Source organism: Sinorhizobium numidicum (assembly GCF_029892045.1).
Taxonomy (GTDB): Bacteria; Pseudomonadota; Alphaproteobacteria; order Rhizobiales; family Rhizobiaceae; genus Sinorhizobium; species Sinorhizobium numidicum.
This window is the reverse complement of the sequence record NZ_CP120368.1, coordinates 286539-311902: the sequence shown is the minus strand read 5'-3', so window position 1 is coordinate 311902 and position 25364 is coordinate 286539. Positions and strand designations below refer to the sequence as shown.

25 protein-coding genes are annotated in these 25364 nt (G+C 62.1%); 20 read left to right on the top strand and 5 right to left on the bottom strand.

Features of this window, described 5'->3' with window-relative positions; all coding sequences use genetic code 11:
* The first annotated feature begins 92 nt into the window (after positions 1 to 92).
* The 6 genes from PYH37_RS12585 to PYH37_RS12560 all read left to right on the top strand — a co-directional run bounded on the left by PYH37_RS12585 (position 93) and on the right by PYH37_RS12560 (position 7975).
* Positions 93 to 1382 carry an RsmB/NOP family class I SAM-dependent RNA methyltransferase gene (locus PYH37_RS12585; protein WP_280735284.1) on the top strand — a complete coding sequence of 430 codons (1290 nt, stop codon included), beginning with the start codon at positions 93 to 95 and terminating at the stop codon, positions 1380 to 1382.
* Between the two features lie 154 nt (positions 1383 to 1536).
* Entirely contained in the window at positions 1537 to 2817 is a 1281-nt protein-coding gene (locus tag PYH37_RS12580; protein ID WP_280735283.1) for an imelysin family protein, read from the top strand.
* 48 nt (positions 2818 to 2865) lie between these two features.
* Positions 2866 to 4407 carry a di-heme oxidoreductase family protein gene (locus tag PYH37_RS12575; RefSeq protein ID WP_280735282.1) on the top strand — a complete coding sequence of 514 codons (1542 nt, stop codon included), beginning with the start codon at positions 2866 to 2868 and terminating at the stop codon, positions 4405 to 4407.
* Positions 4407 to 5534, top strand: a complete 1128-nt coding sequence (locus PYH37_RS12570; RefSeq protein ID WP_280735281.1) for an imelysin family protein — start codon at positions 4407 to 4409, stop codon at positions 5532 to 5534. The genes PYH37_RS12575 and PYH37_RS12570 overlap by 1 nt, the downstream gene beginning before the upstream one ends.
* A 219-nt stretch (positions 5535 to 5753) precedes the next feature.
* Entirely contained in the window at positions 5754 to 6743 is a 990-nt protein-coding gene (locus PYH37_RS12565) for a magnesium transporter CorA family protein (RefSeq protein ID WP_280735280.1), read from the top strand.
* An 80-nt stretch (positions 6744 to 6823) separates the two neighbouring features.
* Positions 6824 to 7975, top strand: coding sequence for a DUF1513 domain-containing protein (locus PYH37_RS12560; protein ID WP_280735279.1), 1152 nt, complete (start codon positions 6824 to 6826; stop codon positions 7973 to 7975).
* Here the strand turns inward: PYH37_RS12560 and PYH37_RS12555 are convergent.
* Entirely contained in the window at positions 7921 to 8475 is a 555-nt protein-coding gene (locus PYH37_RS12555; protein ID WP_280736024.1) for a GNAT family N-acetyltransferase, read from the bottom strand. The genes PYH37_RS12560 and PYH37_RS12555 overlap by 55 nt on opposite strands.
* A gap of 229 nt (positions 8476 to 8704) precedes the next feature.
* Between PYH37_RS12555 and PYH37_RS12550 the strand changes: the two genes are divergently transcribed.
* From PYH37_RS12550 to guaA, 3 genes are all read left to right on the top strand, one after another.
* Entirely contained in the window at positions 8705 to 9157 is a 453-nt protein-coding gene (locus PYH37_RS12550) for a PaaI family thioesterase (RefSeq protein ID WP_280736023.1), read from the top strand.
* Positions 9154 to 9792, top strand: a complete 639-nt coding sequence (locus tag PYH37_RS12545) for a 5'-methylthioadenosine/S-adenosylhomocysteine nucleosidase (RefSeq protein ID WP_280735278.1) — start codon at positions 9154 to 9156, stop codon at positions 9790 to 9792. The genes PYH37_RS12550 and PYH37_RS12545 overlap by 4 nt, the downstream gene beginning before the upstream one ends.
* 94 nt (positions 9793 to 9886) lie before the next feature.
* Positions 9887 to 11449 carry a glutamine-hydrolyzing GMP synthase gene (gene guaA / locus PYH37_RS12540; RefSeq protein ID WP_280735277.1) on the top strand — a complete coding sequence of 521 codons (1563 nt, stop codon included), beginning with the start codon at positions 9887 to 9889 and terminating at the stop codon, positions 11447 to 11449.
* 348 nt (positions 11450 to 11797) lie between these two features.
* Here guaA and PYH37_RS12535 read toward each other — a convergent pair whose 3' ends face one another.
* On the bottom strand, positions 11798 to 12259 hold the full coding sequence (locus PYH37_RS12535; protein WP_280735276.1) for a GFA family protein: 462 nt from the start codon (positions 12257 to 12259) through the stop codon (positions 11798 to 11800).
* 41 nt (positions 12260 to 12300) lie between these two features.
* Entirely contained in the window at positions 12301 to 13728 is a 1428-nt protein-coding gene (locus PYH37_RS12530; RefSeq protein WP_280735275.1) for a coniferyl aldehyde dehydrogenase, read from the bottom strand.
* Positions 13729 to 13825: 97 nt separating this feature from the next.
* Between PYH37_RS12530 and PYH37_RS12525 the strand changes: the two genes are divergently transcribed.
* Together PYH37_RS12525 and PYH37_RS12520 are read left to right on the top strand one after the other, a co-directional pair.
* A complete protein-coding gene (locus tag PYH37_RS12525) occupies positions 13826 to 14437 on the top strand; it encodes a TetR/AcrR family transcriptional regulator (RefSeq protein WP_280735274.1) in 612 nt (203 codons plus the stop codon).
* Positions 14438 to 14924: 487 nt separating this feature from the next.
* Complete coding sequence (locus PYH37_RS12520) at positions 14925 to 15821, top strand: arginase family protein (RefSeq protein WP_280735273.1); 897 nt, start codon at positions 14925 to 14927, stop codon at positions 15819 to 15821.
* Between the two features lie 22 nt (positions 15822 to 15843).
* On the opposite strand, the gene PYH37_RS12515 is transcribed toward PYH37_RS12520, so the two are convergent.
* Positions 15844 to 16833, bottom strand: coding sequence for a zinc-dependent alcohol dehydrogenase family protein (locus PYH37_RS12515; protein WP_280735272.1), 990 nt, complete (start codon positions 16831 to 16833; stop codon positions 15844 to 15846).
* 104 nt (positions 16834 to 16937) lie between these two features.
* On the opposite strand from PYH37_RS12515, the gene PYH37_RS12510 reads away from it, so the two are divergent.
* The 7 genes from PYH37_RS12510 (at position 16938) to ybaK (ending at position 22756) form a co-directional block, all read left to right on the top strand.
* Entirely contained in the window at positions 16938 to 17837 is a 900-nt protein-coding gene (locus PYH37_RS12510; protein WP_280735271.1) for a LysR family transcriptional regulator, read from the top strand.
* A 168-nt stretch (positions 17838 to 18005) separates the two neighbouring features.
* On the top strand, positions 18006 to 18572 hold the full coding sequence (locus PYH37_RS12505) for a 2'-5' RNA ligase family protein (RefSeq protein ID WP_280735270.1): 567 nt from the start codon (positions 18006 to 18008) through the stop codon (positions 18570 to 18572).
* Positions 18573 to 18687: 115 nt separating this feature from the next.
* Positions 18688 to 19749, top strand: coding sequence for a succinylglutamate desuccinylase/aspartoacylase family protein (locus tag PYH37_RS12500; protein WP_280735268.1), 1062 nt, complete (start codon positions 18688 to 18690; stop codon positions 19747 to 19749).
* A gap of 274 nt (positions 19750 to 20023) precedes the next feature.
* Positions 20024 to 21193, top strand: a complete 1170-nt coding sequence (gene tatA, locus PYH37_RS12495; RefSeq protein WP_280735266.1) for a tyrosine aminotransferase — start codon at positions 20024 to 20026, stop codon at positions 21191 to 21193.
* A gap of 13 nt (positions 21194 to 21206) precedes the next feature.
* Positions 21207 to 21842, top strand: coding sequence for a YitT family protein (locus PYH37_RS12490; RefSeq protein ID WP_280735265.1), 636 nt, complete (start codon positions 21207 to 21209; stop codon positions 21840 to 21842).
* 70 nt (positions 21843 to 21912) lie between these two features.
* Positions 21913 to 22272, top strand: a complete 360-nt coding sequence (locus tag PYH37_RS12485; RefSeq protein ID WP_280735264.1) for an ArsC family reductase — start codon at positions 21913 to 21915, stop codon at positions 22270 to 22272.
* A 10-nt stretch (positions 22273 to 22282) separates the two neighbouring features.
* The gene (ybaK, locus tag PYH37_RS12480) at positions 22283 to 22756 is read left to right on the top strand and encodes a Cys-tRNA(Pro) deacylase (protein ID WP_280735263.1); all 474 of its coding nucleotides are present in this window, start codon (positions 22283 to 22285) and stop codon (positions 22754 to 22756) included.
* Between the two features lie 26 nt (positions 22757 to 22782).
* Here the strand turns inward: ybaK and PYH37_RS12475 are convergent, their stop codons facing one another.
* A complete protein-coding gene (locus tag PYH37_RS12475; protein WP_280735262.1) occupies positions 22783 to 23238 on the bottom strand; it encodes a MarR family winged helix-turn-helix transcriptional regulator in 456 nt (151 codons plus the stop codon).
* A gap of 85 nt (positions 23239 to 23323) precedes the next feature.
* Here PYH37_RS12475 and PYH37_RS12470 point away from each other — a divergent pair, with 85 nt between their 5' ends.
* Both PYH37_RS12470 and PYH37_RS12465 read left to right on the top strand, forming a co-directional pair.
* Positions 23324 to 24061 (top strand): glutathione S-transferase family protein, encoded by a 738-nt coding sequence (locus tag PYH37_RS12470; RefSeq protein WP_280735261.1) that lies wholly within the window; start codon positions 23324 to 23326, stop codon positions 24059 to 24061.
* A 38-nt stretch (positions 24062 to 24099) separates the two neighbouring features.
* Positions 24100 to 25356, top strand: coding sequence for an aminopeptidase (locus PYH37_RS12465; protein WP_280735260.1), 1257 nt, complete (start codon positions 24100 to 24102; stop codon positions 25354 to 25356).
* Positions 25357 to 25364 lie beyond the last annotated feature (8 nt).

Here is a 25364-nt window from a genome sequence, read left to right as displayed (position 1 = left end):
TTCTACGACCGCGCGCCCGCGCAATTATCCGGCTTTCGTCTTGCTCTTCGATGCCATCGCCGCTACCACGGCGAAAAAGGAGTTCATCGAAAATGCGATTGGGCGGACGGCTCTCCGGAGCCATTGAGGTTCTTGACGACATCGAAAAGCGGAAGCGCCCCGTCGCCGACGCGCTCAAGGACTGGGGACTGTCCCACCGCTTCGCTGGCTCCGGCGACCGCGCCGCGATCGGCAACATCGTCTACGACGCGCTGCGCATGAAACTCTCCCACGCCTACCTGATGGACAGCGACAGCCCGACCGCGCTTGCCCACGCAGTCATGTTCCGGCAATGGGGCTTTACCGCCGATGCGCTTGCCGCGGAGCTGGAGGGCGACAAATTCGCCCCCGCGCCGCTTTCGGCGGAGATGACGAAGGCCTTCAGCGAACGCCGGCTCGAAGGTGCGCCCGCTCACGTACAGGCCGATATTCCGGAATGGACGCAGGGCTCGTTCGAAGCGAATTTTTCCGACAGCTGGCTTGATGAGGCGAAGGCGCTTGCCGGGCGGCCGACTCTCGATCTGCGCGTCAACACGCTGAAGGCCACCCGCGAGAAGGTGCTAAAAGCGCTGGAGCGCAGTGGTGCGGAACCAGCCACCATTGCCCGCCATGGCGTGCGTATTCCCGCCGGCGAAGGCGCTTCGCGCCTGCCGAACGTGACGGCGGAAATCTCCTTTCAGAAGGGCTGGTTCGAAGTTCAGGACGAAGGCTCGCAGATCGTTGCCGATCTCGTCTTCGCACAGGAGGGCGAGCAGGTGCTCGACTATTGCGCCGGCGGAGGCGGCAAGACGCTCGCCATGTCGGCGGCGATGAACAACAAGGGCCAGGTCCACGCCTATGACACCGACCGCAAGCGGCTGGCGCCGATCATCGAGCGGCTGAAGCGCGCCGGCACCCGCAACGTGCAGGTGCATGAATCCGTGGACTCCCTAGCGCCGCTCAGCGCACGCTTCGACCGCGTGCTTGTCGATGCACCTTGCACCGGCACCGGAACCTGGCGACGCCGCCCCGACACGAAATGGCGCCTCACGCAGAAGAACCTCGAAGAGAGGCTGGCCCAACAGGAAGAGGCTCTTGCCAACGCCGCCCAATTCGTTCGCCCCGGCGGATATCTGATCTACGTCACCTGCTCCGTATTGCCCGAGGAAAACGAATCGCAGGTCTACGGCTTCTGCGAGGACAACCCGGAGTTCGAAATTCTTTCTGCCGCGGACAACTGGGCGAAGCTCTTCGGCACCGACAAGCCGCAGCCGTGGTCTGCCGATATGAAAAGCGTCACGCTGACGCCCGCTTCGACCGGAACCGATGGCTTTTTTTTCTGCCTGATGGGTAGAAGAGGGTAGTGACCCTCAATCGTCTTCCGCGCAAGGCGACAATATAGATTGAAAATGTTCTAAACTATACGCTTTGACACAAGTTTAGTTTTGGTCCATGACACCTGGGCTTCAACGGGCGCCTAGACGTTTACTCGCCCTGCGGAAAGCAAAGGAGAGGGTCATGACCAAAAACTTCATCCGCGCCGCGGCGCTGGCGCTCATGACGGCGACATCGGCACTGGCCTTGCAGCCCGCCAACGCCGCGAGCGATGCTGCTGCCGTTCTCGAGCATTATGCCGTCGTGGCGCATGCCAAATACGAGGACGCGCTGACGACCGCCGAAGCGCTCGACAAGGCCGTCGACGCGCTGATCGCAAGCCCGAGTGAAGAGACGCTGAAGGCCGCACGCGAGGCGTGGCTTAAGGCGCGCAATCCCTACCAGGAAACGGAAGTCTATCGCTTCGGCAATGCGATCGTCGATGAATGGGAAGGCAAGGTGAATGCCTGGCCGCTGGACGAAGGCCTGATCGACTATGTCGATCCGAGCTACGGCACGGAGAGCGACGAGAACGCGCTCTTCACCGCGAACGTGATTGCCAACAAGACGATCAAGATCGACGGCAAAGACGTCGATGCGACGAATATCACACCGGAATTCCTGTCCGGAACGTTGCAGGAAGCAGGCGGCATCGAGGCGAATGTCGCAACCGGCTATCACGCCATCGAATTCCTGCTCTGGGGCCAGGATCTGAACGGCACCGGAGCTGGCGCCGGCAACCGCCCCTATACCGACTTCGACACGAAGACCTGCACGAACGGCAATTGCGACCGCCGCGCCGCCTATCTGAAGGCGGCTTCGAGCCTGCTCGTCTCCGACCTCAAGGAAATGGTCGCAAACTGGACGCCGGACGGTGCCGCCGCCAAGGCTGTTGAAGCCGATTCTAAGGCCGGTTTGGCGGCGATCCTCACCGGGATGGGCTCGCTTTCCTACGGCGAACTCGCCGGCGAGCGCATGAAACTCGGCCTGTTGCTGCACGATCCGGAAGAAGAGCACGATTGCTTCTCGGACAATACCCATAACTCGCATCTGCACGACGCGATCGGCATTCAGTCGGCCTATACCGGCGAATATACGCGTGTCGACGGCACCAAGCTGACCGGGCCTTCGCTTTCGGAGCTCGTTGCGGCCAAGGACGCGGCCCTCGACAAGGAAATGAAGGACAACCTCACAGCCACCGTCGAGAAGATGCAGGCGATGGCGAAGCGCGCCGAAACGGTCGAGACTTATGACCAGATGATTGGCGAAGGCAATGCCGAGGGCAACGCCACCGTCCAGGCCGCCATCGACGGACTGATCGCCCAGGCCAAGACGGTCGAGCGCGTCATTGCGGCGCTGGATCTCGGCACGATCGAGCTTGAAGGTTCGGACAGCTTGGATAATCCTAACGCCGTCTTTCAATAAGCTGAAAAAGGCGGGCCACTCCGGAAGGCGCGGCCCGGCCCTCGCCCGATGAGTGTCCTGACCGCCCGCTTCCTCGCCCTGCCGCTCGCGGCGCTCATCAGCCTTGCCGCAGCCGCGTCGGCGATATCGGGCAACGATCCCATTCTGGATTCGAAGCGGGACGACCTTACCGAAGACGAACTCCGGCGCGTAGAGGCCGTCACCCGGCCGGCGACCGACTTTTCGAACGCCGAGCGGTTCGAAGCCATGTCCGCCGGCGCAACGACGACGATCGCACCCGTCGACGAGAAGGTCTTCTCCCAGTTCTCAGCCAACCTGCCGTTCGAAGCCGAGGAGAGTTTCAGGCTCGGCAAGGCGCTCTTCGAAAAGCTCTGGGTCTCTTCTCCCTCCTCCACGCAAGCCTCCGACGGGCTCGGGCCGCTCTACAACGCCCGCGCCTGCGAAAGCTGTCATCTGCGCGACGGGCGCGGGCGTCCTCCCGAAGGCGCGGCGGACGCGACATCGATGTTCTACCGACTCGCCCGCCCGCCGCGCGACAACGCCGAACGCGATATGATCGCTGCCCACGAGGCGCTCAATTTTCCCGATCCGGTCTACGGCGCGCAGCTTCAGGACAGTGCGGTGCCCGGCCTTGCCGCCGAGGGCCGCGTCAAGATCGCCTACACGGAGCATCCGGTGACGCTCGCGGACGGCGAGACGATTTCGCTTCGTAAACCACACTATGCGGTCGCCGATATTGGCTATGGCGAGATGGATCCGGCAACGACGCTGTCACCGCGTGTCGCCTCTCCGATGATCGGTCTCGGCCTGGTCGAAGCGATCCACGCGGCCGACATCCTGGCGCGCGCGGATCCGGATGATCGCGACAGGGACGGCATCAGCGGCCGGGCGGCACTGGTGCGCGACCGCAAGACGGGCAGCATCGCACTCGGGCGCTTCGGCTGGAAGGCGCAGAACCCTTCGGTTCGCCAGCAGACCGCTGACGCCTTCGCCACCGACATCGGCATCTCCACGCCCGACGTCGACCGCAGCCTCGGCGATTGCAGCCCGGCTCAGACCGCCTGCCTCGCGCTTCCGACCGGCGTGCAAGCACGCCTCGGCCCGGTCGAGGCGCCGGATCCGGTGCTCGGTCTCGTGACGTTCTATTCCTCCAATCTCGCGGTACCCGCGCGGCGCAGGGCAAGCTTCCCGGAGACTTTGACGGGCAAGCAGATCTTTTATGAAAAGGGCTGCGCCGGCTGCCACACGCCGAAATACGTGACGCGGCGAGACGCTCCGCATAAGGAGCAGGCTTTCCAACTGATCTGGCCCTATTCCGATTTCCTGCTGCACGACATGGGCGAGGGCCTTGCCGACGGCCAAGAGGTCGGAGTCGCCAATGGCCGCGAGTGGCGCACGCCGCCGCTCTGGGGCATCGGTTTGACGCGAACGGTGAGTGGGCACACTTTCCTGCTTCACGACGGGCGCGCCCGCAATTTTACCGAGGCTATTCTTTGGCACGGCGGCGAAGCGGAAAAGGCCCGCAATGCTTTCGCCGCTCTGTCCAAGGATGACCGACAAGCCCTGCTGGCATTTTTGGAGTCACTTTGATGCGTTCAAGGTTCGCCCTTATCCTCGGCCTTCTCCTCGCAAGCGCTGTCGGCGCGCCGGCGGCCGCGCAGGAGGGCAACGCGCTTTCCCCGCGCGTTCTTGACGAGGCCGCTCTGCCGGGTGTGATGGCGAAGGCGGTGGACGATTTCATCATTCCCGGCTACCGCGAGCTTTCACAGGTGACGACTGCCCTTTCAGAAGCAAGCGCGGCGCTCTGCAAGGTGCCCTCCGATGCGGCGCTGCAAACCACACGATCAGCTTTTTCCGACGTCGTGCAAAAATGGTCCACGATCGAGATCGTGCGTTTGGGACCGGCGCTTGAGCAAAACCGTTTCGAACGCTTCCTGTTCTATCCCGACCGCAAAAGCACCGGCCTTAAGCAGGTGCAGGCGATCCTCGCCAAGGGCGACAAAAGCGCAACGCGCGCGGAAAGCCTGAAGATGAAGAGCGTCGCAGTCCAGGGCCTCGGCGCGCTCGAATATGTGCTCTACGGCACGGGAGCGGAGGCCCTCTCCAGCAAGCAAGGCGACTTTCGCTGCCGCTATGGCGTGGCGATATCGCAGAACCTGAAAGCGATTGCCGGCGAGTTCCTTGCCGAATGGGAGAAGCCCGACGGCATCCAGGCCGCCTGGAAGAAACCGGGCCTTGGCAATCCGCTCTTCCGCGACAACAGGGAAGCGGCAACGGAACTGCTCGGCGTTCTCGTGCACAGCGTCGAGATGATAAAGGATCAGCGGCTACGGCCGTTCTATGCCGGAGCGATTAGCGGAAAACAGGACAAGGGCCACCCGAAGCTCGCCATCTACTGGCGCTCGGGCAGTACGATGGCCGCCGTTTCCGGAAATTTCCGTGGCCTGCAGAGGCTCTTCGATACGGCCGGCATGGAGAACCTGCTCCCGGCCGATAGCCGCTCGATCGCCGGCTCGGTGAATTTTCTCTTCAAGGCTTTGATCAGCGCGGCAGACCGTGTCGACGGGCCGATCGATGCGGCGCTCACCGATGACAGGCACCGCGCGAAACTCGATTTCATCGCGCTTAACACCGCCGACCTGCTCGACCGGCTGAATCGGGATTTCGGCGGCGCTATCGGACTTGGGGCGGGCTTTTCCTTTGCCGACGGCGATTGACACACGAACATGAAAGGTCCGCAGAGCCCGGCGGTTGACAAGCCAGGCTTTTGGGAGCAAAGCGCATTCCGTGTCCGCTTTCATGAGCATGTTTCACGCATCAAGGATCAACTCAAGATGAACCCCGACAGTCGAAGTCGAGCCTTCATGCTCACGGCCGTCCTGTCCTGATTGATCAGGGCTCCAGGCGGTCGGATGACTCGCCCCATGGAGCCCAAAATGCTGCGCATCTACAAAAGCCAGAACAGCCACCTCGCGCTCGTCGATCTGCTCAACGGTCTCGCCTCCGCCGAGCCGGTGATCTGGTTCGATCTTTTCAGTCCCTCCGCCGAGGAGACGCGGCTGGTTGAAAGCCGGCTCGGCCTCGAAATTCCAACGCGCGACGAGATGCAGGAGATCGAGCTTTCCGATCGGCTCTATCAGGAAGACGGCGCCGAGTTCATGACCATGACGGCGACGGCCAAGCTCGACAGTGACTATCCGGTCAAGGTGCCGGTAACCTTCATCCTCAAGGGAACGACCCTCGTGACCGTTCGCCATGCGGATCCGAAGTCGTTTCAGGTCTATGCCAACCGCATCCAGAAGCCGAATGGAGCAGCCTGCGAGACGGGCGAGCTGGTGATGCTCGGGCTACTGGAAGCGATGATCGACCGTACGGCGGATGCGCTGGAGCGCGCCGGCAGCGACGTCGACGCGATCTCGCGCGAAGTCTTCCGCAAGTCCGGCCCCAGCGCCACCAAGAAGACGCGTGATCTGCAGTCGCTGATCGAGCAGATCGGCCAAAAGGGTGACCTGCTGACGATCATCCGAGAAAGCCTGGTCAGTGTCGGAAGGCTCGTCGCCTATCATGTCGCTCTCGAAGGAAGCGCCCCTCGCAAGGCCGCCAAGGAGAGCCGGCAGCGGATCAAGCTGATCCAGCGCGATGCGGCCTCGCTCGGCGATCATGCCCTGTTCCTGTCGAACAAGATCAATTTCCTGCTCGATGCGACGCTTGGCCTCATCAATCTCGAGCAGAACCAGATCATCAAGATCTTCTCGGTCGCTGCGGTGATGTTTTTGCCGCCGACACTGGTCGCCTCGATTTACGGCATGAATTTCGAGGTGATACCGGAGTTGCACTGGCAGCTCGGCTATCCCTACGTGCTGTCGATGATGGTGCTTTCGGCGGTGCTGCCCTATCTCTACTTCAAGCGGCGGGGATGGCTCTGACGCCGCAATCTGCTACAGCCTCAACGGAAACTCGGCGGCAGCATCGCTGCCGTCGGTGCCCTGCTTATGGCGAGGACCGGATGGACGCCAAAAAGCTCATCGACCGACGCAGCTTCGTCAAGATGGCGGGCACGGCCTGGGTGGCAACACTTGCCCCGCGAGACGCCTTCGCGCTCCAGAGAGCCGATGCCGTCTTCGCCTCCGCCTTCATGGCGCCGGACGGCGGCTATGGCATTGCGACCCTCACTGAAGAAGGAGAGATCATCGAGCGCACGCTGCTGCCGGCGCGGGCGCACGGCATGGCCTTCTCGCCAGAAAGCCGGCACGCGGTCGCCTTTGCCCGCCGGCCCGGCACCTACGCCATGATCCTTGCGACGGACCGTGCCGCCGAGCCGATCGTGATCGCCGCCACTGAGGGCCGCCATTTCTTCGGGCACGGTTGCTTCTCCGCAGACGGGCGCCTGCTCTATGCCACCGAGAACGATTTTTCCGCCAATCGGGGCATGATCGGCGTCTATGACGGGACGAGGAGCTTTGCCCGCATCGGCGAATTCCCGACCTACGGCATAGGTCCGCATGACATGGCGCTCGGCTCCGACGGACGGACGCTCGCGATCGCCAATGGCGGTATCGAAACTCACCCGGACTTCGGCCGCACCAAGCTCAATCTCGACCATATGGAGCCGAGCCTCACCCTCGTCGATACGGCGACTGGAGCGCTTATCCAGAAGCACATGCTGCCAAAGGAACTCAGCCGGCTTTCGACCCGCCATGTCGATATCGGCGCCGATGGCAGGATATGGTTTGCCTGCCAATATGAAGGGGCCCGCAACGACCTGCCACCGCTCGTCGGGCACTTCTCGCAAGGCAAGGACCTGACCCTCATCACGCTGCCGGACAGGACCACGGAGGCGCTCGCCAACTATGTCGGCGCCATTGCCGTCAACCGCCACGAGGGGCTCGTCGGCCTCACCTCTCCGAAAGGCAGTGTCGCCGTCACGCTCGACGCAAGGACGGGGGCGGTAGTGAAGGAGGAGCCGGTAGCAGACGCGGCAGGCGTGGCGGCGGCCGAACACGGCTTCGCGATCTCTTCCTATGACGGTCGGTTCAAGCAACGCCAAAGCGCAGTTGCCTGGGATCAACATATCGTCAGACTGCAATGGCGTTCCGCGCCGCGTCACATAGCGACAGTGCCGGCGCCCGCGAGCGCCGCGAGATCATCCCAGCGGTAGGCGACCTGGTCATGACTTTCGCCGCCGACGCTGACGCGCCCTTGACCGACCGCACGGGCACCGAGCCGCTCATAGAAAACACGGTTCGGATTGCCGGCAAGCACCCAGGCAAAAAGCGACGAGGCACCCATCTGCCGACAATGCCCGCCAATCGTGCGCACCAGGGCAGAACCGATGCCGGCACCCTGGAACTCCTCTAGGAGATAAAGCGTATAGAGCTCCCGGTCGAAGGCCGGCGGCATCGATCGCGCCCGACCGTAACTTGCCAGGCCGATCACCTTCTTCGTCGCCATCTCGACCGCGACGGTATGAAAAACGCCGGCAACGCGCATTCGTCGCGCGTGCCGGATCGCCTGGTCTTCGACCGTCATCGCGTCAAGATAGGCGTCCGAGATGAGCCCCCGAAACGTCGACCGCCAGGTTTCGACCAGCACGGATGCCATCATCAGGGCGTCGCTGGGCACGGCTGGACGGATTTCAATGCGTCTGATGTTCTTCATCATAGAAATATATGGATCGGGCGGGCCTTGCGAAAGCGGCACCGGCTTCAATATCGCGCCTGCGGGAGGGTATTTTCCACGTCGGATTCATGCGCGGTACGCCGCGTCGTGTTGGTGCCCCGAGCGCGTCGATTTTCCGCATCTCTCATGCTTGTCCTGTCTCCGCGCGCATGCGACTGTCAGCCGACGCGGGCGGTTGGGCCCGTTCTCGGGAAGGTCTTCTATATTGATCGACGACAGCGAGCCGCACGACTTCCGCGCCCGTATTCGGGAAAGCTTCGACCGTCAGGCGGCCATGCGCACCATCGGCGCCGAACTGACGCGCGTCGAACAGGGGACCGTCGAGATCGAATTGCCGTTCGATCCCAAGCTGACGCAGCAGCACGGTCTCTTACATGCCGGCGTAATTTCCGCCGCCCTCGATGCCGCCGGCACCTATGCGGCCTATTCGGTGATCGATGCCGAGGCATCGCTGCTGACGATCGAGTTCAAGGTGAACCTTCTTTCGCCCGGCCGCGGCGAGCGCTTCCTCTTCCGTGGCGAGGTGACGAAGCCGGGCTCGACGATCATCGTTTCGGACGGGCGCGCCTATGCGGTGAGATCCGACGGGCCGGCCAAACTGATCGCCTCGATGACCGGAACGATGATGGTGGTGCGCGGACGCGAGGGGATCGAGGGATGAGCTTCGAGCTGAAGCCGGTCGCCGGCAGGAAGGTCCTCTATGTCATGGCCGTCGATGCGGAATATGGCCCAAGTCTGCGCGACCGGTTTGCGCCGCTGATGACCGGCGTCGGCCCGGTCGAGGCGGCAGTCACCTTGACCCGAACGCTCGCCGAACTCGCGGCCAGCGATAGCCTGCCCGATCTCGTCGTCTCGCTCGGCTCGGCGGGCTCCGCCACACTCGAACAGACCGAAATTTACCAGGCCGCTTCCGTCAGCTATCGCGACATGGACGCCTCGCCGCTCGGTTTTAAAAAAGGCGCGACACCCTTCCTCGATCTGCCCGCCGTCATCGAACTGCCGCTGCGCATCCCCGGCGTAAAGCAGGCGCGGCTTTCGACCGGCGCCGACATCGTTTCCGGGGACGCCTATGACGGCATCGACGCCGACATGGTCGACATGGAGACCTTCGCCGTCCTGCGCGCCTGCCAATCCTTCGGGGTGCCGCTCATCGGACTGCGCGGCATCTCGGACGGCAAGGCGGAGCTGAAGCATGTCGATGACTGGACCGAATATCTCCACGTCATCGACGAAAAGCTCGCAGCAGTGATCGACAGGCTGGAAAGAGCGATCGAAACCGGTGAAATCGGGCTCTGACGGGCCTAAATTGTCGGGGTGCAATGTAATCGTTGCGCCAACGCCGGGCTTTCATTAAAGGCTCGCCATGATCAAGCTTGTTTGAAGGCCCGACATGACCCAGACAGCCCATCCCGACACCGTTCTCATCGTGGATTTCGGCAGCCAGGTGACCCAGCTCATCGCCCGGCGCGTGCGTGAATCCGGTGTCTATTGCGAAATCGTCCCCTTCCAGTCGGCGGAAGACGGCTTCAAGCGGCTGAAACCCAAAGCGGTGATCCTTTCCGGCAGCCCGGCCTCGACGCTTGATATCGATTCTCCCCGTGCGCCGTCGATCATTTTCGACAGCGGCCTGCCGGTCTTCGGCATCTGCTACGGCCAGCAGACCATGTGCGCGCAGCTCGGCGGCAAGGTCGAGGGCGGCCATCACCGCGAATTCGGCCGCGCCTTCCTGGACGTCGAGAAGGAATGTGCTCTCTTCGACGGCGTCTGGTCGGTCGGCTCGCGCCACCAGGTCTGGATGTCGCACGGCGATCGCGTCACCGCGATCCCGAACGGTTTCGAGGTCGTCGCAACCTCGTCGAATGCGCCCTTCGCCTTCATCGCCGACGAGAAGCGCAAGTATTACGCCGTGCAGTTCCATCCGGAAGTGGTCCACACGCCGGATGGCGCCAAGCTGATCGCGAATTTCGTGCACAAGATCGCCGGCATCAAGAGCGACTGGACCATGTCGGCCTACCGCGCCAAGGCGGTCGAGGCGATCCGCGAGCAGGTCGGCGACAGGAAGGTGATCTGCGCGCTTTCCGGCGGCGTCGACTCCTCGGTCGCCGCGCTCCTCATCCACGAAGCCGTCGGCGACCAGCTCACCTGTATCCTGGTCGATCACGGGCTGATGCGCAAGGACGAGGCGGACAACGTCGTCGCCATGTTCAAGGAGCACTACAACCTGCATCTGCTCCATATCGACGCGTCCGATCGCTTCATCGGCGAACTCGAAGGCGTCAGCGATCCGGAAACGAAGCGCAAGATCATCGGCCGCCTGTTCATCGAGGTCTTCGAAGAAGAGGCAAAGAAACTCGGCGGCGCGGATTTCCTCGCCCAGGGCACGCTTTATCCGGACGTCATCGAGAGCGTCTCCTTCACCGGCGGTCCTTCAGTCACGATCAAGTCGCACCACAATGTCGGCGGCCTGCCGGAGCGCATGAACATGCAGCTGGTCGAGCCGCTGCGCGAACTGTTCAAGGACGAAGTCCGCGTGCTCGGCCGCGAACTCGGCCTGCCCGACAGCTTCATCGGCCGCCATCCGTTCCCCGGCCCGGGTCTCGCGATCCGCTGCCCCGGCGGCATCACCCGCGAGAAGCTCGAAATCCTGCGCGAGGCGGATGCGATCTATCTCGACGAAATCCGCAAGGCTGGCCTCTACGACGCCATCTGGCAGGCCTTCGCGGTCCTGCTGCCGGTTCAGACGGTCGGGGTGATGGGCGACGGGCGCACCTACGAATTCGTCTGCGCGTTGCGCGCCGTTACCTCGGTCGATGGCATGACCGCCGATTTCTACCACTATGACATGGAATTCCTCGGCCGTGCGGCAACCCGCATCATCAACGAGGTCCGCGGCATCAACCGCGTCGTCTACGACGTCACCTCGAAGCCGCCGGGCACGATCGAGTGGGAGTAGGGGAATAGCGCAGCCTGGCGTAGGAAATCGTAGCCTGTCGTTGAAAAAATACAACGATTTCGAACAGTGCAAGCACTATCCAAGATGCATCATCAATTGAATCGTTGATGCTCAAGCGACTGATTTCGTTAAATTTATCCGCCGGCGGTCACGGGCGGCGAAAGTGAAGCGGATCTGTTTGACGGTACTTTTGACGGTACTTGTCGTGTGCGGCCGAACGTCTGAGAAAAGTACCGTCAATCCATTTTCGGTCTGACGGTACTTTTTTGCCGATCAAGGCATTGAAATCCAATGTGAAAGCAGGCCTTCACGTGGCGCTTCCGTGCGAACGATACTTTAGCCGGCGCCCTACAAGCCACTCATGATCATTTTCCCGATCGCCAGCTCGCTCGCGAAATAGCCGCTGTATTTGGGCAAGCTATCGGGCATGTCCAGCACACGACGGTGATAGAAAATATCCATCCGAACCGGCGGCAGCCGGGCCTCGGGCTCGAAGTTGCTCGCCGGGATGAACATCACCTTGAACGGCCCGACGCCCGCAACCTCCACAACGGGCTTGCCGCAGGTCCGGCAGACTCCGCGATTGAAGTTCGGTGGCGGACGGTACTTCTTGAATGAGATATTGCCGGCGTTTTTCAGCACGACATCCCTGGCGCGAACAGCGACCACATCCGCGAACGGTTTGTCGTTGAACGCCTGGCAGATCAGGCAGTGGCACCGGAACCTGGCTCTCGGCGACGTATGCACCTCGAACGAGCAAGCGCTGCATTCGCAGGAACCGCGTAGCGGCAACGATGTGTGGGTGGTCATGTGCGGATGCTCCTGAGCTTGATTTGACGAGGGCATGCTGGTCACCGGAGCATCATGTTGAGGATGATGTCGATCGGCTGTCTGAACGGGGCATGGAGCAGGTTGGAGAGGTTCCAGCGACCCTGCTCGTAGATCCCCTTGGCATGGCTGAGCGTACGGAAGCCCTCGACGCCATGGTAAGCGCCCATGCCGCTGGGCCCGACGCCGCCGAAGGGCAAGTCATCCTGGGCGATGTGCATGATCGTGCCGTTGATAGTGACGTTGCCTGAGGTTGTTCGGCTCAGCACCATGCGTCGGTCTTCATCAGCGGCACCGAAATAGTAGAGCGCGAGCGGCCGAGGCCGGGCGTTCACATAGGCAATCGCATCGCCGATGTCGCGGTAGGGAAAGATCGGCAGGACCGGGCCGAAGATCTCCTCATGAGCGATGCGCATGGTGTCTGTGACGCCAAGCACGACGGTTGGCGCCAGCGTGTTGGGGCGACGAGATGCATCACCGGGCCGGTTGCCGACCTCGATGATCCGCGCTCCCTTGGCTCTAGCATCCTCGATCAGGCCCTGGAGCCGGGCGTGGTGCCGCTCGTTGATGATGGAAGTATAGTGTTCACTCGTCGGCCCATCCGCATAGAAGGACGCCACTTTCCGGTCATACGCCCCGACGAACGAGTCGACGTCGTCTTCGTGGACGAGTGCGTAATCGGGGGCGATGCATGTCTGGCCGGCGTTGAGCAGCTTGCCGAAAGCAATGGACGCCGCCGCTTGGTCGAGGGAGTGGCCTTTGGCGACGATGACCGGCGATTTGCCCCCCAGTTCAAGGGTGACCGGGACAAGGTTGTCGCTAGCAGCCTTCATCACCGCCCGCCCCACTGCGGTGCTGCCGGTGAAGACGAGATGGTCAAACGGTAGGGCAGTGAATGCCGCCCCCACCGCCGCATCACCGGTCACGATCGCGAACTGGTCCTCGGAGAATATCTCGCCGAACATGTTTGCGAGTAGCGCATTGGTGACGGGTGTAAACTCCGAAGGTTTCAGCATCACCCGGTTTCCGGCAGCGATGGCCGTTACGACCGGCATCAGCGCGAGGTTCACCGGATAGTTCCACGGTGACATCACGCCGACGACACCAAGCGGCTGATATTCAATGCGGGCGTTGCCCATCCGCATGTGCAGAGCAACGTGGCGGCGGGAAGGCGCCATGAATTTACGAAGGTTGCGGATCAGATACTTCGTGCCCTCGGCAACCCCTCCAACCTCCATGATCGCCGTCTCATACCTCGAGCGATGCCCGAAATCGGCATTGATGGCATCTTCGATCGCTTTGCGGTGCCCGATTATCGTGGCCCTGAACCTAGCCAGATCAGCGCGTCGCTGCGCCAGCGATGGCGCTTCGTCACGCAGGAAGGCAGCACGCTGGGCCACGAGGAGACTGCCCAGCCGATTAGCGTCGGTGATATTTGCGGTTGCGTTCATGGTCCACTCCAATGTAGACAAGAGAAACTTATGCCCTTGACATAGGCGCTTAAGTAGCCACTGTCAACAATGTAAGCACAAGAAACTTCGAGGTACCATGCAGGACGCACCCAACCGCCCCTATCACCACGGTGATCTCCGTCGTGCGGTTATCGAGACGGCGTTGGATATGCTTCGGGAGGAGAAGGGCTGGCAGTTCACGCTGCGGGAAGTCGCCCGCCGGGCTGGCGTAAGCCACGCGGCACCCTACAAGCACTTCCCCGATAAGGCCGCGCTGCTTGCAGAACTCGCTATGATTGGGTTCGACCGGCTGCGCGAGTCCCTATCGGCTGCGAAGTCTGAAGCGCCCAAAACTCTGCGCGACGAAATCACTCCGATAGCTAGGGCCTACGTCGCGTTCGGAACGGACAACCCGGCTCTCTACCGCCTGATGTTTAGCGCAGGGGAGGAGAAAGCCGCAGGGATGCATCTCAATGAGCGGGCGCTCGCGGTCTTCGATGTGGCGCTCGAAATCCTCCGGCGCGGTCAGGCCGCGGGGAGCATTCGCAAGCGGCCGATAGAAGGTCAGGCGGCAGCCTGGTGGGGGCTCATCCACGGCATGACCATGCTTGCGATCGATGGGCTCTTGGTGCCCGAGAAGGTGGGATCGGCCCCCTTGGATGCGGCCTTGAGCACGCTGCTGGAAGGGCTGGGAACCCCAGCAACATGACACTGGCTGTGCATGGTTGACGTCTTCTTCGTGAACGGAATCCCGCGCGGCAGCAAGTCCTCCGGCGTGCCGATGCTCGGTGGCACCGTCGCCAGCAGGTGGAAGGCGGACAGTGCCTGTTGCCTTGTCGCCCCGGTAGCATCACGATCTGTTCGCCAAGAGAAGAAGGCCGGTTTGGCCCGCCGGGCGTTGATGACGGTACTCTTCGAGGTGCGTCGTGTTAGTCGCGACGCGAGGGGCGTAAATCCTACGACCGGTCCCGATAGTTGGTGAAATGTCAAAAATATTTTTGTGGCGATTTCCCCTTAATATCAACACCGTAGTTTTTTGCCGGCTCGAGCGCCGGCTCTCCAGGCCAGAAACAAGAAAAACCTAGGTAGATCAATCGTCTAGCTGGATCAAAAACAATAGAGTGGGAGTAAGCAGATCGGCGTGAGGAACATTCCGGCCTTGCATGGGTTCGAGCTCACAGCAGCCGGAGCTTTGCATGTCCACGCGCCGATATGCCATCCTCGAAGCCCCTTCCGCGCTCGGTCTGGCGGCCGACGGCGTGGAGGAGTTGCCTGCCCGGCTCCTGGAGCTGGGGCTGGCGGATCGCCTCCGGGCGCGCCGTGCCGGCCGTCTCGCCGTTCCGCCGAAGGACGCGATACCTGACCCCGAAACCCTGACATTGAACGCCAAGGCGATCGCCGCTTGGTCGCCGAGGCTCGCCGACGCTTTTACGGCGGTGCTAGACGCGGGCGAGTTTCCGGTGGTACTGGGCGGCGACTGCACGATCCTCTTGGGTCCAATGCTCGCGTTGCGGCGGCGCGGCCGCTATGGCCTGTTTTTCATAGACGGCCATGCCGACTTTTTTCAGCCGGAGGCGGAGCCCAATAGCGAGGGCGCATCGATGGACCTCGCCTTCGTCACCGGCTATGGCCCGGCACTGCTGACCGATCTCGAAGGTCGTCGTCCGCTGGTGCGGCCAGAGGATGCCGTCGCCTTCGCCTTTCGCGACCATGAAGATCAGGCAGATTTCGGTAGCCAGCCTTTGCCCCGGGAGCTCCGCGCCTACGATCTCTACGCCGTGCGTCGCCTGGGCATTGACAACGCCGCCCGCGCGGCGGTTCAACACCTGACGCGGGCGGAACTGGATGGCTTCTTCATACACCTGGACGCCGACTGTCTCGACGATGCCATCATGCCGGCGGTTGATTTCCGTGTTCCGGGCGGGCTGTCATGGGATGAGCTGGGGGCGGCGCTCCGGATCATTCTGGCGAGTGGCAAGGCGGTCGGCATCGAAGTGACCATCTACAATCCGCACCTTGATGAGGATGGCAGCGCCGGTCGCGGTCTGGCTGACGTGCTCGCGGAAACCCTGGGATCGGCCGCGCCTGCCTAACGCAAGGGGTGCACATGGTCGCTCAAACGGTCACGACAACCTTGCCGAATTGTTCGTTCGACTCCAGAAAGCGATGCGCTTCGACGATCTGATCGAACGGGAAGGTCCTGGCGATTACAGGCTTGAGAGCACCCGCTTCCAGTCCTTTGAGGACGAATGCCGTGGCCGCCTGCAATCGCGCGGGATCGCCGACAATCTCGTGAACGAGGTAACCACGCAGCGTCAGGCACTTGCTGAGAACGGCAAACAGCGGGAAGGGTGTCGGGTCTGGGCTCAGGCCACCATATTCGATGAGAATGCCACCCGGGGCCATGGCGGCCGTCAGCGGCTCGAATATCGGGCCGCCGACAGCGTCGAACACCACGCGTACGCCATTCAGGCCGGCGATCTCCTTCAGCCGGGCCTCCAGATCTTCTTCCGCCGAAGCGATGACATGTGTCGCGCCATGCTCAACTAAGGCCTGCTTCTTCGCCGACCCTCGCGTGACCGCGATGGCGGTCGCGCCAACCATGTTGGCGATCTGGATCGCGGCAAGTCCGACGCTGCTCGACGCCGCGGTAATGACAACAAAGTCGCCGCTGTGGAGTTTGGCAATGTCGATCAGCGCGCCATAGGCGGTGAGATATTGCATCCAAAGGGCGGCCGCCGCTTCGAAGCTAAGCGATGGCGGGTGCTTGACCGCGAGTTCGGCAGGAAATGTGGCGAGCTCGCCATAGGCAGGCCAGCGGACCATCGATCGTGGCGGAACGATGCTGACCGCGTCACCTCGCATGAAACCATCCACGCTTTCGCCGACCGATTCGATGATACCTGCTGCTTCGAGGCCAAGACCGGAAGGCAGTGTCGGCGTTTCGATATAGGAGCCCGTCCGCAGCAAGACCTCCGCTCGGTTTAGGCCCAACGCCTTGACACGAACTTGCACCTCGCCTCGACCGGGCGCCGGAACATCGACATTCTCTATACGCAGAACCTCAGGACCACCATGCTCATGAAAGCGAACAACTCGTGTCATCCGGCCATAACCCCAAAATGATTGAACTGAATAAGCTATGCCAGCGGGCGTCAGGCGGATAAATAGCTGCAAAGGAAGGATAGTAGAAACCGGGAGTTTTGAATATGGACCGCCTTACGAGCATGGCCGTGTTCGTCAAGGCCGTGGATCTGGGTTCGTTTGCGGCCGCCGCGAACGCTCTCGGTCTATCTGGGCCTATGGTCGGCAAGCATGTCCGGTTTCTTGAAGAACGTCTGGGCGTGCGCCTCATCAACCGGACCACACGCCGCCAAAGCCTGACGGACTTCGGGCGTACCTATTATGAGCGATGCCGGCTGGTGGTCGCTGAGGCTGAAGCCGCGGACGCGCTGGTGACCGGGCAGCTTTCCGAGCCGCGCGGAAGGCTGCGCATCACCATGCCCGCGCTGCTCGGCCGACACTGCGTTGCTCCCATTTTGCTTGAGCTTGCCCAGCAATATCCCAGGCTGGAGCTTGATCTGTCGTTCAGCGACCGCCTCGTCGACCTGGTAGAGGATGGCTATGATCTCGCCATTCGAACTGGCAATCTGGAGGACAGGGCCGGGGTGATTGCGCGTCGCATTGCGCGCCACCGCATGGTCGTCTGCGCCTCGCCATCCTATCTCGAGACACACGGCCGGCCGGTGGCCGTCGAGGATCTCAGCGGGCATGACGCCATCATCTACAATCGGCCGGGTTGGGTCCACCCATGGCTGTTTCCGCGCGACGACCAGCCAACGGCAGAGGTCACGCCAACCGTCCGGTTGCGGCTCGACGATCTCGATGCAATCGCCGATGCTGCAGCAGCCGGCCTAGGGCTTGCCTGGCTGCCGTCCTGGCTCGTCCGTGAGCGCATACGCGTGGGCGCGCTCATTGCGCTTTTGCCGAATGAACCCGGGTATGTTTTCGACAACCATGCCCTATGGGTGAAGACACCTCACTTGCCGCTCAAGGTCCGCGTTGCTGTGGATGCGTTGGCGGCTGCATTGCCCAAGTTCATGATGTGAAAGCCGAGAGGCGATCGTTCGCATGGTCGCTCCGAGTGACGCCCGGCACGATCTAGCGCCGAATCGTCGCTCGAGTCGGCGCAGGGCTTGGTACGATCGCAGTATGGGACTATATTCCCATTCCTGCGGAGCAGCCGCATCGCGATCCTGAGGCTGGTGGAGGGTGCCATGAGCGATCAGCTTTCATTGTGCTTCGGTCCGACGCCGGCACCTGCCGAAAACGACCTCCTCTATTTCGCCGTTTTGCCGGAGCTGAGCGCCGCTCAGCGCATCCTCGATGCGGGACTTCGGTTGAAGCGGGAATACAGCCTATCAGGGCGGCTCTATCCACCGGAGCGGCTGCATATCTCGCTCGTCAGTCTCGCCGTTCCGAGTCATATGTTTCGGCGCGCAATTTCGGCCGCAGGCAACATTGGCAGCAGGGTCAGAGCCCCTCCTTTCGAGTTGACACTCGACCGAACATCGAGCTTCCGGACGAGGAACAGTCGGGCGCTCGTCCTCAGATGTCGCGAGGGTGCCGGCATGCTCGGCGAGATTCATGGACAGCTTGCCGATCTTCTGCATCAGCGCAGGCCATTCGAGCCGCATATGACCTTGCTCTACGATTATCGGGTCGTTCCTGAGGTTCGCCTCGAAGAGCCCATCACCTGGACGGTACGCGAGTTCACGCTTGTGCACAGTCTTTATGGTCAAAGCCGCCAGCGTCATCTCAATCGCTGGCCGCTTGCCGTGTGATCAACTTCCGTCGCGTCCAAGCTGCGCCGGTTGAGAGCCCTCGCCTTGCCTAGGTTAGCTCAAAGCGCCATAAACCGGACCGGCTTCCAGCCGACAATCGCGAGGGACGAGAAAAGTGGAAATTTCCGAAATCATCATCGCCGGCGACACCATGGGAATCGAATGGCGGCTGCCGGTGTTCCGATTTGCCGGAATAGAGCCGGGTGCGCCGCGAACCTATATTCAAGCGGCGCTCCACGCCAACGAGCTCCCCGGCACCGCGCTCGCCCATTTCCTCCTGGAGAAGCTCCGCCATGCAGACCGGAACGGCGCAATCCTCGGCGACGTCATCATCGTTCCCCAAGCAAACCCGATCGGTGCGGCGCAAACGCATTTCGGGGAGTTGGAGGGCCGTTTCGACCTGGGCTCGCGGACCAATTTCAACCGCGACTTTCCGCTGATCGCCCTTCGAGAGCGCGGCAGCCTGCTCGAGAATATCGACCGGTATCCGGCAACCGACAGGCTGAAGCGGCATCTGCTGCACATGGCGCTCGGCGCCGAGCTGATCCTCGATTTGCATTGCGACGACGAAGGACTGCAATACGCCTATATCGACGAGGCCTTCTGGCCGGAAGCGGCGGATCTCGCAGCGGCGCTCGACATGAAAGCCGTGCTCCTCTCCGACGGGGAAAGCTCCGCTTTCGAGGAGGCCGTCGCCTACGCGTGGAAATATCAGGCGGAAGGTGAAAGAAAGACCCGCCTGCCCGGCCGTCTTTCCGTGACCGTGGAATTGCGCGGCACGCGTGATGTTTCTTCGGAAACGGCACGCAACGACGCTGAAGGCGTCTGGCGATTTCTCGTCGGCCGTGGCGTCATCGCGGCCACCCTCCCCGAGCCTCCGGTGTTCGCAGGTAAGGCCGTACCCCTCGACAATGTCGAGATGATCCGCGCTCCGCAAGCAGGTGCGATCCTGTTTCACCGTGATATCGGCGAGAGCGTAAAGGCTGGAGACGTGCTCGCGACGATCGTTACCAAACCCGGCATGCCCGACGGCACAGTCGAGGTCCGGGCGCCCCAGGACGGCTTGATCGTCACCCGTGTCTCGACCCGCTTCGCCCGCCGCCGGTCGGATCTGATGAAGGTCGCTTGCGCCGAACCGTCGCGGGCGATCCGCAAGCCCGGCACGCTCGAAGCTTGAACGCCTGACGGTCGCCCGGGCAGTCAACATTGATCGCGAGGCTGGGGCGCGATCGCTCGATCGGACGCCTCCAGGCCCTATGCGCGAATTTGCACAAATCAACCGCGGTACAGCGTGAATTTCGCACGTTCCATGCGGAAATTCGGGCAAATATAGCATCGATTTTGCGCCACGATTATTTTACAGAAGAAAGAGACATGTCGCTCACGCGGCTTGCCTTTCTTCCTGCCCGAAACGACTATTCCTCGTCCGCGGCACCAAGGGGAACTCCGCCATGTTCGATGCTCTCGCCCGCCAACCCGACGACCCACTGCTGGCCCTGATCGGCCTCTATGGAAAGGACGAGCGCCCCGGCAAGGTGGATCTCGGCGTCGGGGTCTATCGCGACGAAACGGGGCACACTCCGATCTTTCGTGCCGTGAAGGCGGCGGAAAAGCGGCTTCTGGAAACGCAGAATACAAAGGCCTACGTCGGCCCCGAGGGAGATCCCGTTTTCCTGGATCACCTCTGGTCGCTCGTCGGCGGCGACACTGTGGAGCGGAGCCGTGTTGCAGGCGTGCAGACCCCTGGCGGCTCGGGCGCGCTGCGGCTGGCGGCGGACCTCATCCATCGCCTGGGCGGCCGACGGATCTGGCTGGGTCTGCCGAGCTGGCCCAACCACGCGGCCATCTTCAAGGCGGCCGCCCTCGAAACCGCACCCTACGATTTTTTCGACATTCCCTCGCAGGCGGTGCTCTTCGACAACATCATCAGAGCGCTTGAGGGCGCGGCGGCCGGCGACGCCGTGCTGCTGCATGCGAGTTGCCATAATCCGACCGGCGGCGCGCTGACCGAGGCGCAATGGCTGGAGGTCGCAGCGATCGTGGCGCAGCGTGGTCTGCTGCCGCTGGTCGACCTCGCCTATCAGGGATTCGGCCGCGGCCTCAACCAGGACGTCGCCGGCCTCAGGCACCTCATCGGCATCGTTCCAGAAGCGCTTGTCGCCGTTTCCTGCTCCAAGTCCTTCGGCCTCTATCGCGAACGCACCGGCGCCATCTTCGCACTGACGGCCTCGCCCGCAACGGCCGATACCGTACGCTCCAACCTCGCCGGCCTTGCCCGCACCAGCTATTCGATGCCGCCGGATCACGGCGCCGCCGTCGTGCGCACCATTCTCGCCAATCAGGACCTTGCGCGCGACTGGGCGGAGGAGCTCGAGGCGATGCGGCTCCGCATGATCGGTATCCGCCGCGCGCTCGCCGAAGGTCTCAGAACGCGCTGGCAGACGCTCGGCGCGATCGCCGATCAGGAGGGCATGTTCTCAATGCTGCCGCTCAGCGAAGCGGAGGTGATGCGGCTCCGGACCGAGCACGGCATCTACATGCCGACGTCAGGCCGCATCAACATCGCCGGGCTGAAGACGGCGGAAGTCGCCGACGTCGTTCGCAACTTCACCAGTCTTTAGTTTGGATCGCGCGATGAAAGCCGAGGGGACAACGCACATCAGCACCGCATCGCCGGAGCGCCACAGCTTCTATGAGGATGCACTTGCCATCCTCACCGGCACGCTGATCGTCTCACTCGGCGTCGTTATTTACGGCAAGGCCATGCTGCTTGCAGGCAGCACGGCCGGCCTCGCTCTGCTTCTGCAATACGCGACCGGTACCGCTTTCTGGCTTGTCTTCTCGCTCGTCAACTTGCCGTTCTATCTCCTGGCAATCAAGCGGCTCGGCTGGCCGTTCGCTTTGCGCACCTTTGTTGCCGTCAGCCTCGTTTCGCTGTTCTCGCGCCTGACCACGCAATGGGTGGAATTCGCCAGGCTCGATCCGGTCTACGCCGCAATCGTCGGCGGCGGGTTGATGGGGGTGGGCCTGCTCGTTCTCTTCCGCCACCGCACCGGCCTCGGCGGCATCAACATCCTGGCAATCTATCTGCAGGACAGATTGGGAATCCGTGCCGGCTATTTCCAGTTGGCAGTCGATCTGGCGATCCTCGCGGCCGCCTTCTTCGTGCTGCCGCCTGCAAACCTGCTGCTTTCGATCCTCGGCGCGGCCGCCGTGAACATGACGCTCGCGATCAACCACAAGCCGGGCCGCTATGTCGGTATAAGCTGATCACCGGCATGTCTTTTCTCCGGGGCGGCGCGCGGTCGCTCGGAGATCTCTATACGCAACAGGTTTGGCAATGACGGTCACGATTTACGGCATCAAGAACTGCGACACGATGAAGAAGGCTCGCGGCTGGCTCGACGGCCGGGGCGTCGCCTACGGGTTCCACGACTACAAGCTCGAAGGCATCGACCGCGCGCATCTCGAACGCTGGTGCGCAGAATTTGGCTGGGAGACGGTTCTCAATCGGTCGGGCATGACCTTCCGCAATTTGCCCGAGGCGGAGAAGCACGAGCTGACGGTCGAGAAGGCTATTTCGTTGATGCTGGGACAGCCGTCCATGATCAAGCGTCCGGTGATCGAGGCCGACGGCCGGCTGCTGGTCGGTTTCAAGCCGGAGCTCTACGAAGCTCTGTTCGCTGTAAATGGCGCCTGAGAGGCGAGCCATGTCGAAGACGACCCGCGCCACCCAGACGCTCGCCAAGGCCGGCATTTCCTTCACCGTCCACAGCTACGATTACGATCCCGGGGCAGAACGCGTCGGTCTGCAGGCCGCCGAGGCGCTCGGCGAAGATCCTTCCCGCGTCCTGAAAACGCTGATGGCCGAGGTGGACAGCAAGCCGGTCTGCTGCATCGTGCCCTCCGATCGCGAAGTCAGCATGAAGAAGCTCGCAGCCGCTTTCGGGGGCAAATCGGCAAACATGATGAAACCCGCCGAAGCAGAGCGGCTGACGGGCTACCATGTCGGCGGCATCAGCCCTTTCGGCCAAAGGAAGATCGTGCCGACAGCGATAGAGGAAACGGCGCTCGGCGAAGCGCTGGCCTTCATCAATGGCGGTCAGCGGGGGCTGCAGGTGCGGCTTGCACCGAAAGACGCGCAAGCGGTGCTCAAGGCGATCGCCGCCCCTTTGATTGGCTGATTTTCTCGGCAGACCGTCCCAATCGTTCAGGTTAGTCGCGAAAGAAGGTCGGCGAGATCGCTTGCTTCCGCTTCGCTGAGCTTCGCGCCGACATGCCTTTCAATCGACCCTGAATAAGTCTGCCACATGCGACTGCGCATCGCACGGCCCGCTTCGGTGATGGCGACCCAACGGCCTCGGCCGTCCTCATCAAACGCTTCACGGCGCACCAATTTCTCCTTCTCCAGCCGATCGATCAGGCGTGAGAGATTGTACTGGGCGAGCAGCGTTCGAGCCTCGATCTCGAAGGGGCGCAGCCTCCCGGTTTCGGCTTTCACCAGTTCCCAGAGCACGTCATACCAGCCAAGCGGCGGCAGGCCAGCCGCCTTGAAATCCTTCTCGATGTGAGAGAGCACGCGCTGCTGTGCCCGCATGAGCGCGATCCATGCGCGCGTGGCTGCCAATGTAGGTTGACCACTCTCTATCAATCGCTCGTCTTCCATAAATGCAATTACATCTATCTTGACGAATTTGGCAAGTCATAATATATGCATTTGCATCTACTTTGTCGAAGCAGGGAGATTACCAATGACCGCAGCGCTTACCCTGATCAGCCATCATCTCTGCCCCTACGTTCAGCGGGCGGCGATCGCACTTCTCGAAAAGGGCGTCCCGTTCGAACGCGTCTATATCGACCTCGCCAACAAGCCTGATTGGTTCCTGAAAATCTCGCCGCTGGGCAAGGTGCCTCTGCTGCGCATCTCTCAAGGCGACGAAGAGGCCGTCCTCTTCGAAAGTACGGTGATCTGCGAATATCTCGAGGAGACGCAACCCGGCGCGAAACTGCACCTGGCCGATCCGCTGAGGCGTGCACGCCATCGCGGCTGGATGGAATTCGGCTCGACCATTCTTTCCGATCTCTGGGTCTATGAGACCACCCAGGATGCGGAGACGCTGGAAACCAAGCGAAAGATTCTCAAGACGAAGTTCGCCGCTGTCGAAGCAGAGCTTGGAGATGGCCCCTATTTCGCTGGCACCGATTTCAGCCTGGTCGATGCCGTCTTCGCGCCGATCTTCCGCTACTTCGACGTGTTCGACACGATTTCGGACATGGGGATCTTTGACGGCCTTCCGCGCGTTGCTGCCTGGCGAAAGGCGCTTGCCGCACGACCGAGCGTGAAAGCGGCGGTCACGGAGGACTATCCGCAGCGCCTGATGGATTTCCTGAAGAAGCACGATGCGGCCCTGCTAAGGACGGGAAAGGCGGCCGCCTGGCTTACGGTGAGGGATCGCAGGCGCCTTCTGTTTTCCACTGATCCGGTCTAAAACGGGGCGCATCGCATAACATCCGCCAAGGAGCTGCCATGAACGCCCCCCTTCAATCGACCAGAAATCCCGTCGATCTCGCTAAACTAGAAAAACTCGCAGAGGTCGCCGTCAAGATCGGTCTGCAGTTGCAGAAGGGTCAGGATCTGGTGATGACGGCGCCGATCGCGGCGTTGCCGCTTGTCCGCCTGATTACCAAGCATGCCTATATGGCGGGCGCCGGACTGGTGACCACGTTCTATGGCGACGAGGAAGCGACACTTGCCCGCTATGCCCATGCGCCGGACGAGAGCTTCGACCGCGCCAGCGACTGGCTTTACGATGGCATGGCGAAGGCGTTTGCCGCCGGCGCGGCCCGGCTTGCGATAGCCGGCGACAACCCGATGCTGCTTTCGTCACAGGACCCGCAGAAGGTGGCCCGCGCCAACAGGGCCAATTCGATCGCCTACAAGCCGGCGCTCGAGAAGATCTCGAACTTTGACATCAACTGGAACATCGTCTCCTATCCTAATCCGTCCTGGGCAAAGCAGGTGTTTCCGGACGATCCGGAGGCGATCGCTATCGAAAAACTGGCGAACGCCATCTTCGCCGCCTCCCGGGTCGACGTCGACGACCCGGTCGCCGCCTGGCAGGAGCACAACGGAAATCTTCGCAGGCGTTCTTCCTGGCTGAACGGCGAACGTTTCGCAGCCTTGCATTTCACCGGTCCGGACACGGATCTGACCGCTGGACTTGCCGACGGCCACGAATGGCACGGCGGCGCCTCGACCGCCAAAAACGGTATCACCTGCAATCCGAACATCCCGACCGAAGAGGTCTTCACCACGCCGCATGCGCTGCGCGTCGAGGGTTTTGTCTCGAGCACCAAGCCGCTGTCGCACCAAGGCACGCTGATCGACAATATCCGGGTGCGTTTCGACGGAGGCCGCATCGTCGACGCCAAGGCATCGCGCGGTGAGGAAGTGCTGAAGAAGATACTCGACACCGATGAGGGCGCGCGTCGCCTCGGCGAAGTGGCACTGGTGCCGCATTCCTCGCCGATCTCAGCGAGCGGCATCCTCTTTTACAATACGCTGTTCGACGAAAACGCGTCCTGCCACATTGCACTCGGCCAGTGCTACTCGAAGTGCTTCCTGGACGGGGCAAATCTCAGCCAGGAGCAAATTCGCGCGCAGGGTGGCAATTCGAGCCTGATCCACATCGACTGGATGATCGGTTCGGGTGAGGTCGATATCGATGGCGTGCATGCGGACGGCAGGCGCGTGCCGGTCATGCGCATGGGCGAGTGGGCCTGACGACACGC

Excerpts from the sequence above, each read along its gene's own strand:
- PYH37_RS12545 (WP_280735278.1), top strand. The coding sequence starts at position 9,154 with ATGAGCTTCGAGCTGAAGCCGGTCGCCGGCAGGAAGGTCCTCTATGTC.
- PYH37_RS12520 (WP_280735273.1), top strand. The coding sequence starts at position 14,925 with ATGTCCACGCGCCGATATGCCATCCTCGAAGCCCCTTCCGCGCTCGGT.
- PYH37_RS12585 (WP_280735284.1), top strand. The coding sequence starts at position 93 with ATGCGATTGGGCGGACGGCTCTCCGGAGCCATTGAGGTTCTTGACGAC.
- PYH37_RS12510 (WP_280735271.1), top strand. The coding sequence starts at position 16,938 with ATGGACCGCCTTACGAGCATGGCCGTGTTCGTCAAGGCCGTGGATCTG.
- PYH37_RS12515 (WP_280735272.1), bottom strand. The coding sequence starts at position 16,833 with ATGACACGAGTTGTTCGCTTTCATGAGCATGGTGGTCCTGAGGTTCTG.
- PYH37_RS12465 (WP_280735260.1), top strand. The coding sequence starts at position 24,100 with ATGAACGCCCCCCTTCAATCGACCAGAAATCCCGTCGATCTCGCTAAA.
- PYH37_RS12575 (WP_280735282.1), top strand. The coding sequence starts at position 2,866 with ATGAGTGTCCTGACCGCCCGCTTCCTCGCCCTGCCGCTCGCGGCGCTC.
- PYH37_RS12580 (WP_280735283.1), top strand. The coding sequence starts at position 1,537 with ATGACCAAAAACTTCATCCGCGCCGCGGCGCTGGCGCTCATGACGGCG.
- PYH37_RS12565 (WP_280735280.1), top strand. The coding sequence starts at position 5,754 with ATGCTGCGCATCTACAAAAGCCAGAACAGCCACCTCGCGCTCGTCGAT.
- PYH37_RS12560 (WP_280735279.1), top strand. The coding sequence starts at position 6,824 with ATGGACGCCAAAAAGCTCATCGACCGACGCAGCTTCGTCAAGATGGCG.
- PYH37_RS12485 (WP_280735264.1), top strand. The coding sequence starts at position 21,913 with ATGACGGTCACGATTTACGGCATCAAGAACTGCGACACGATGAAGAAG.
- PYH37_RS12570 (WP_280735281.1), top strand. The coding sequence starts at position 4,407 with ATGCGTTCAAGGTTCGCCCTTATCCTCGGCCTTCTCCTCGCAAGCGCT.
- PYH37_RS12470 (WP_280735261.1), top strand. The coding sequence starts at position 23,324 with ATGACCGCAGCGCTTACCCTGATCAGCCATCATCTCTGCCCCTACGTT.
- PYH37_RS12525 (WP_280735274.1), top strand. The coding sequence starts at position 13,826 with ATGCAGGACGCACCCAACCGCCCCTATCACCACGGTGATCTCCGTCGT.
- tatA (WP_280735266.1), top strand. The coding sequence starts at position 20,024 with ATGTTCGATGCTCTCGCCCGCCAACCCGACGACCCACTGCTGGCCCTG.
- PYH37_RS12490 (WP_280735265.1), top strand. The coding sequence starts at position 21,207 with ATGAAAGCCGAGGGGACAACGCACATCAGCACCGCATCGCCGGAGCGC.
- PYH37_RS12535 (WP_280735276.1), bottom strand. The coding sequence starts at position 12,259 with ATGACCACCCACACATCGTTGCCGCTACGCGGTTCCTGCGAATGCAGC.
- ybaK (WP_280735263.1), top strand. The coding sequence starts at position 22,283 with ATGTCGAAGACGACCCGCGCCACCCAGACGCTCGCCAAGGCCGGCATT.
- guaA (WP_280735277.1), top strand. The coding sequence starts at position 9,887 with ATGACCCAGACAGCCCATCCCGACACCGTTCTCATCGTGGATTTCGGC.
- PYH37_RS12555 (WP_280736024.1), bottom strand. The coding sequence starts at position 8,475 with ATGAAGAACATCAGACGCATTGAAATCCGTCCAGCCGTGCCCAGCGAC.
- PYH37_RS12530 (WP_280735275.1), bottom strand. The coding sequence starts at position 13,728 with ATGAACGCAACCGCAAATATCACCGACGCTAATCGGCTGGGCAGTCTC.
- PYH37_RS12475 (WP_280735262.1), bottom strand. The coding sequence starts at position 23,238 with ATGGAAGACGAGCGATTGATAGAGAGTGGTCAACCTACATTGGCAGCC.
- PYH37_RS12505 (WP_280735270.1), top strand. The coding sequence starts at position 18,006 with ATGAGCGATCAGCTTTCATTGTGCTTCGGTCCGACGCCGGCACCTGCC.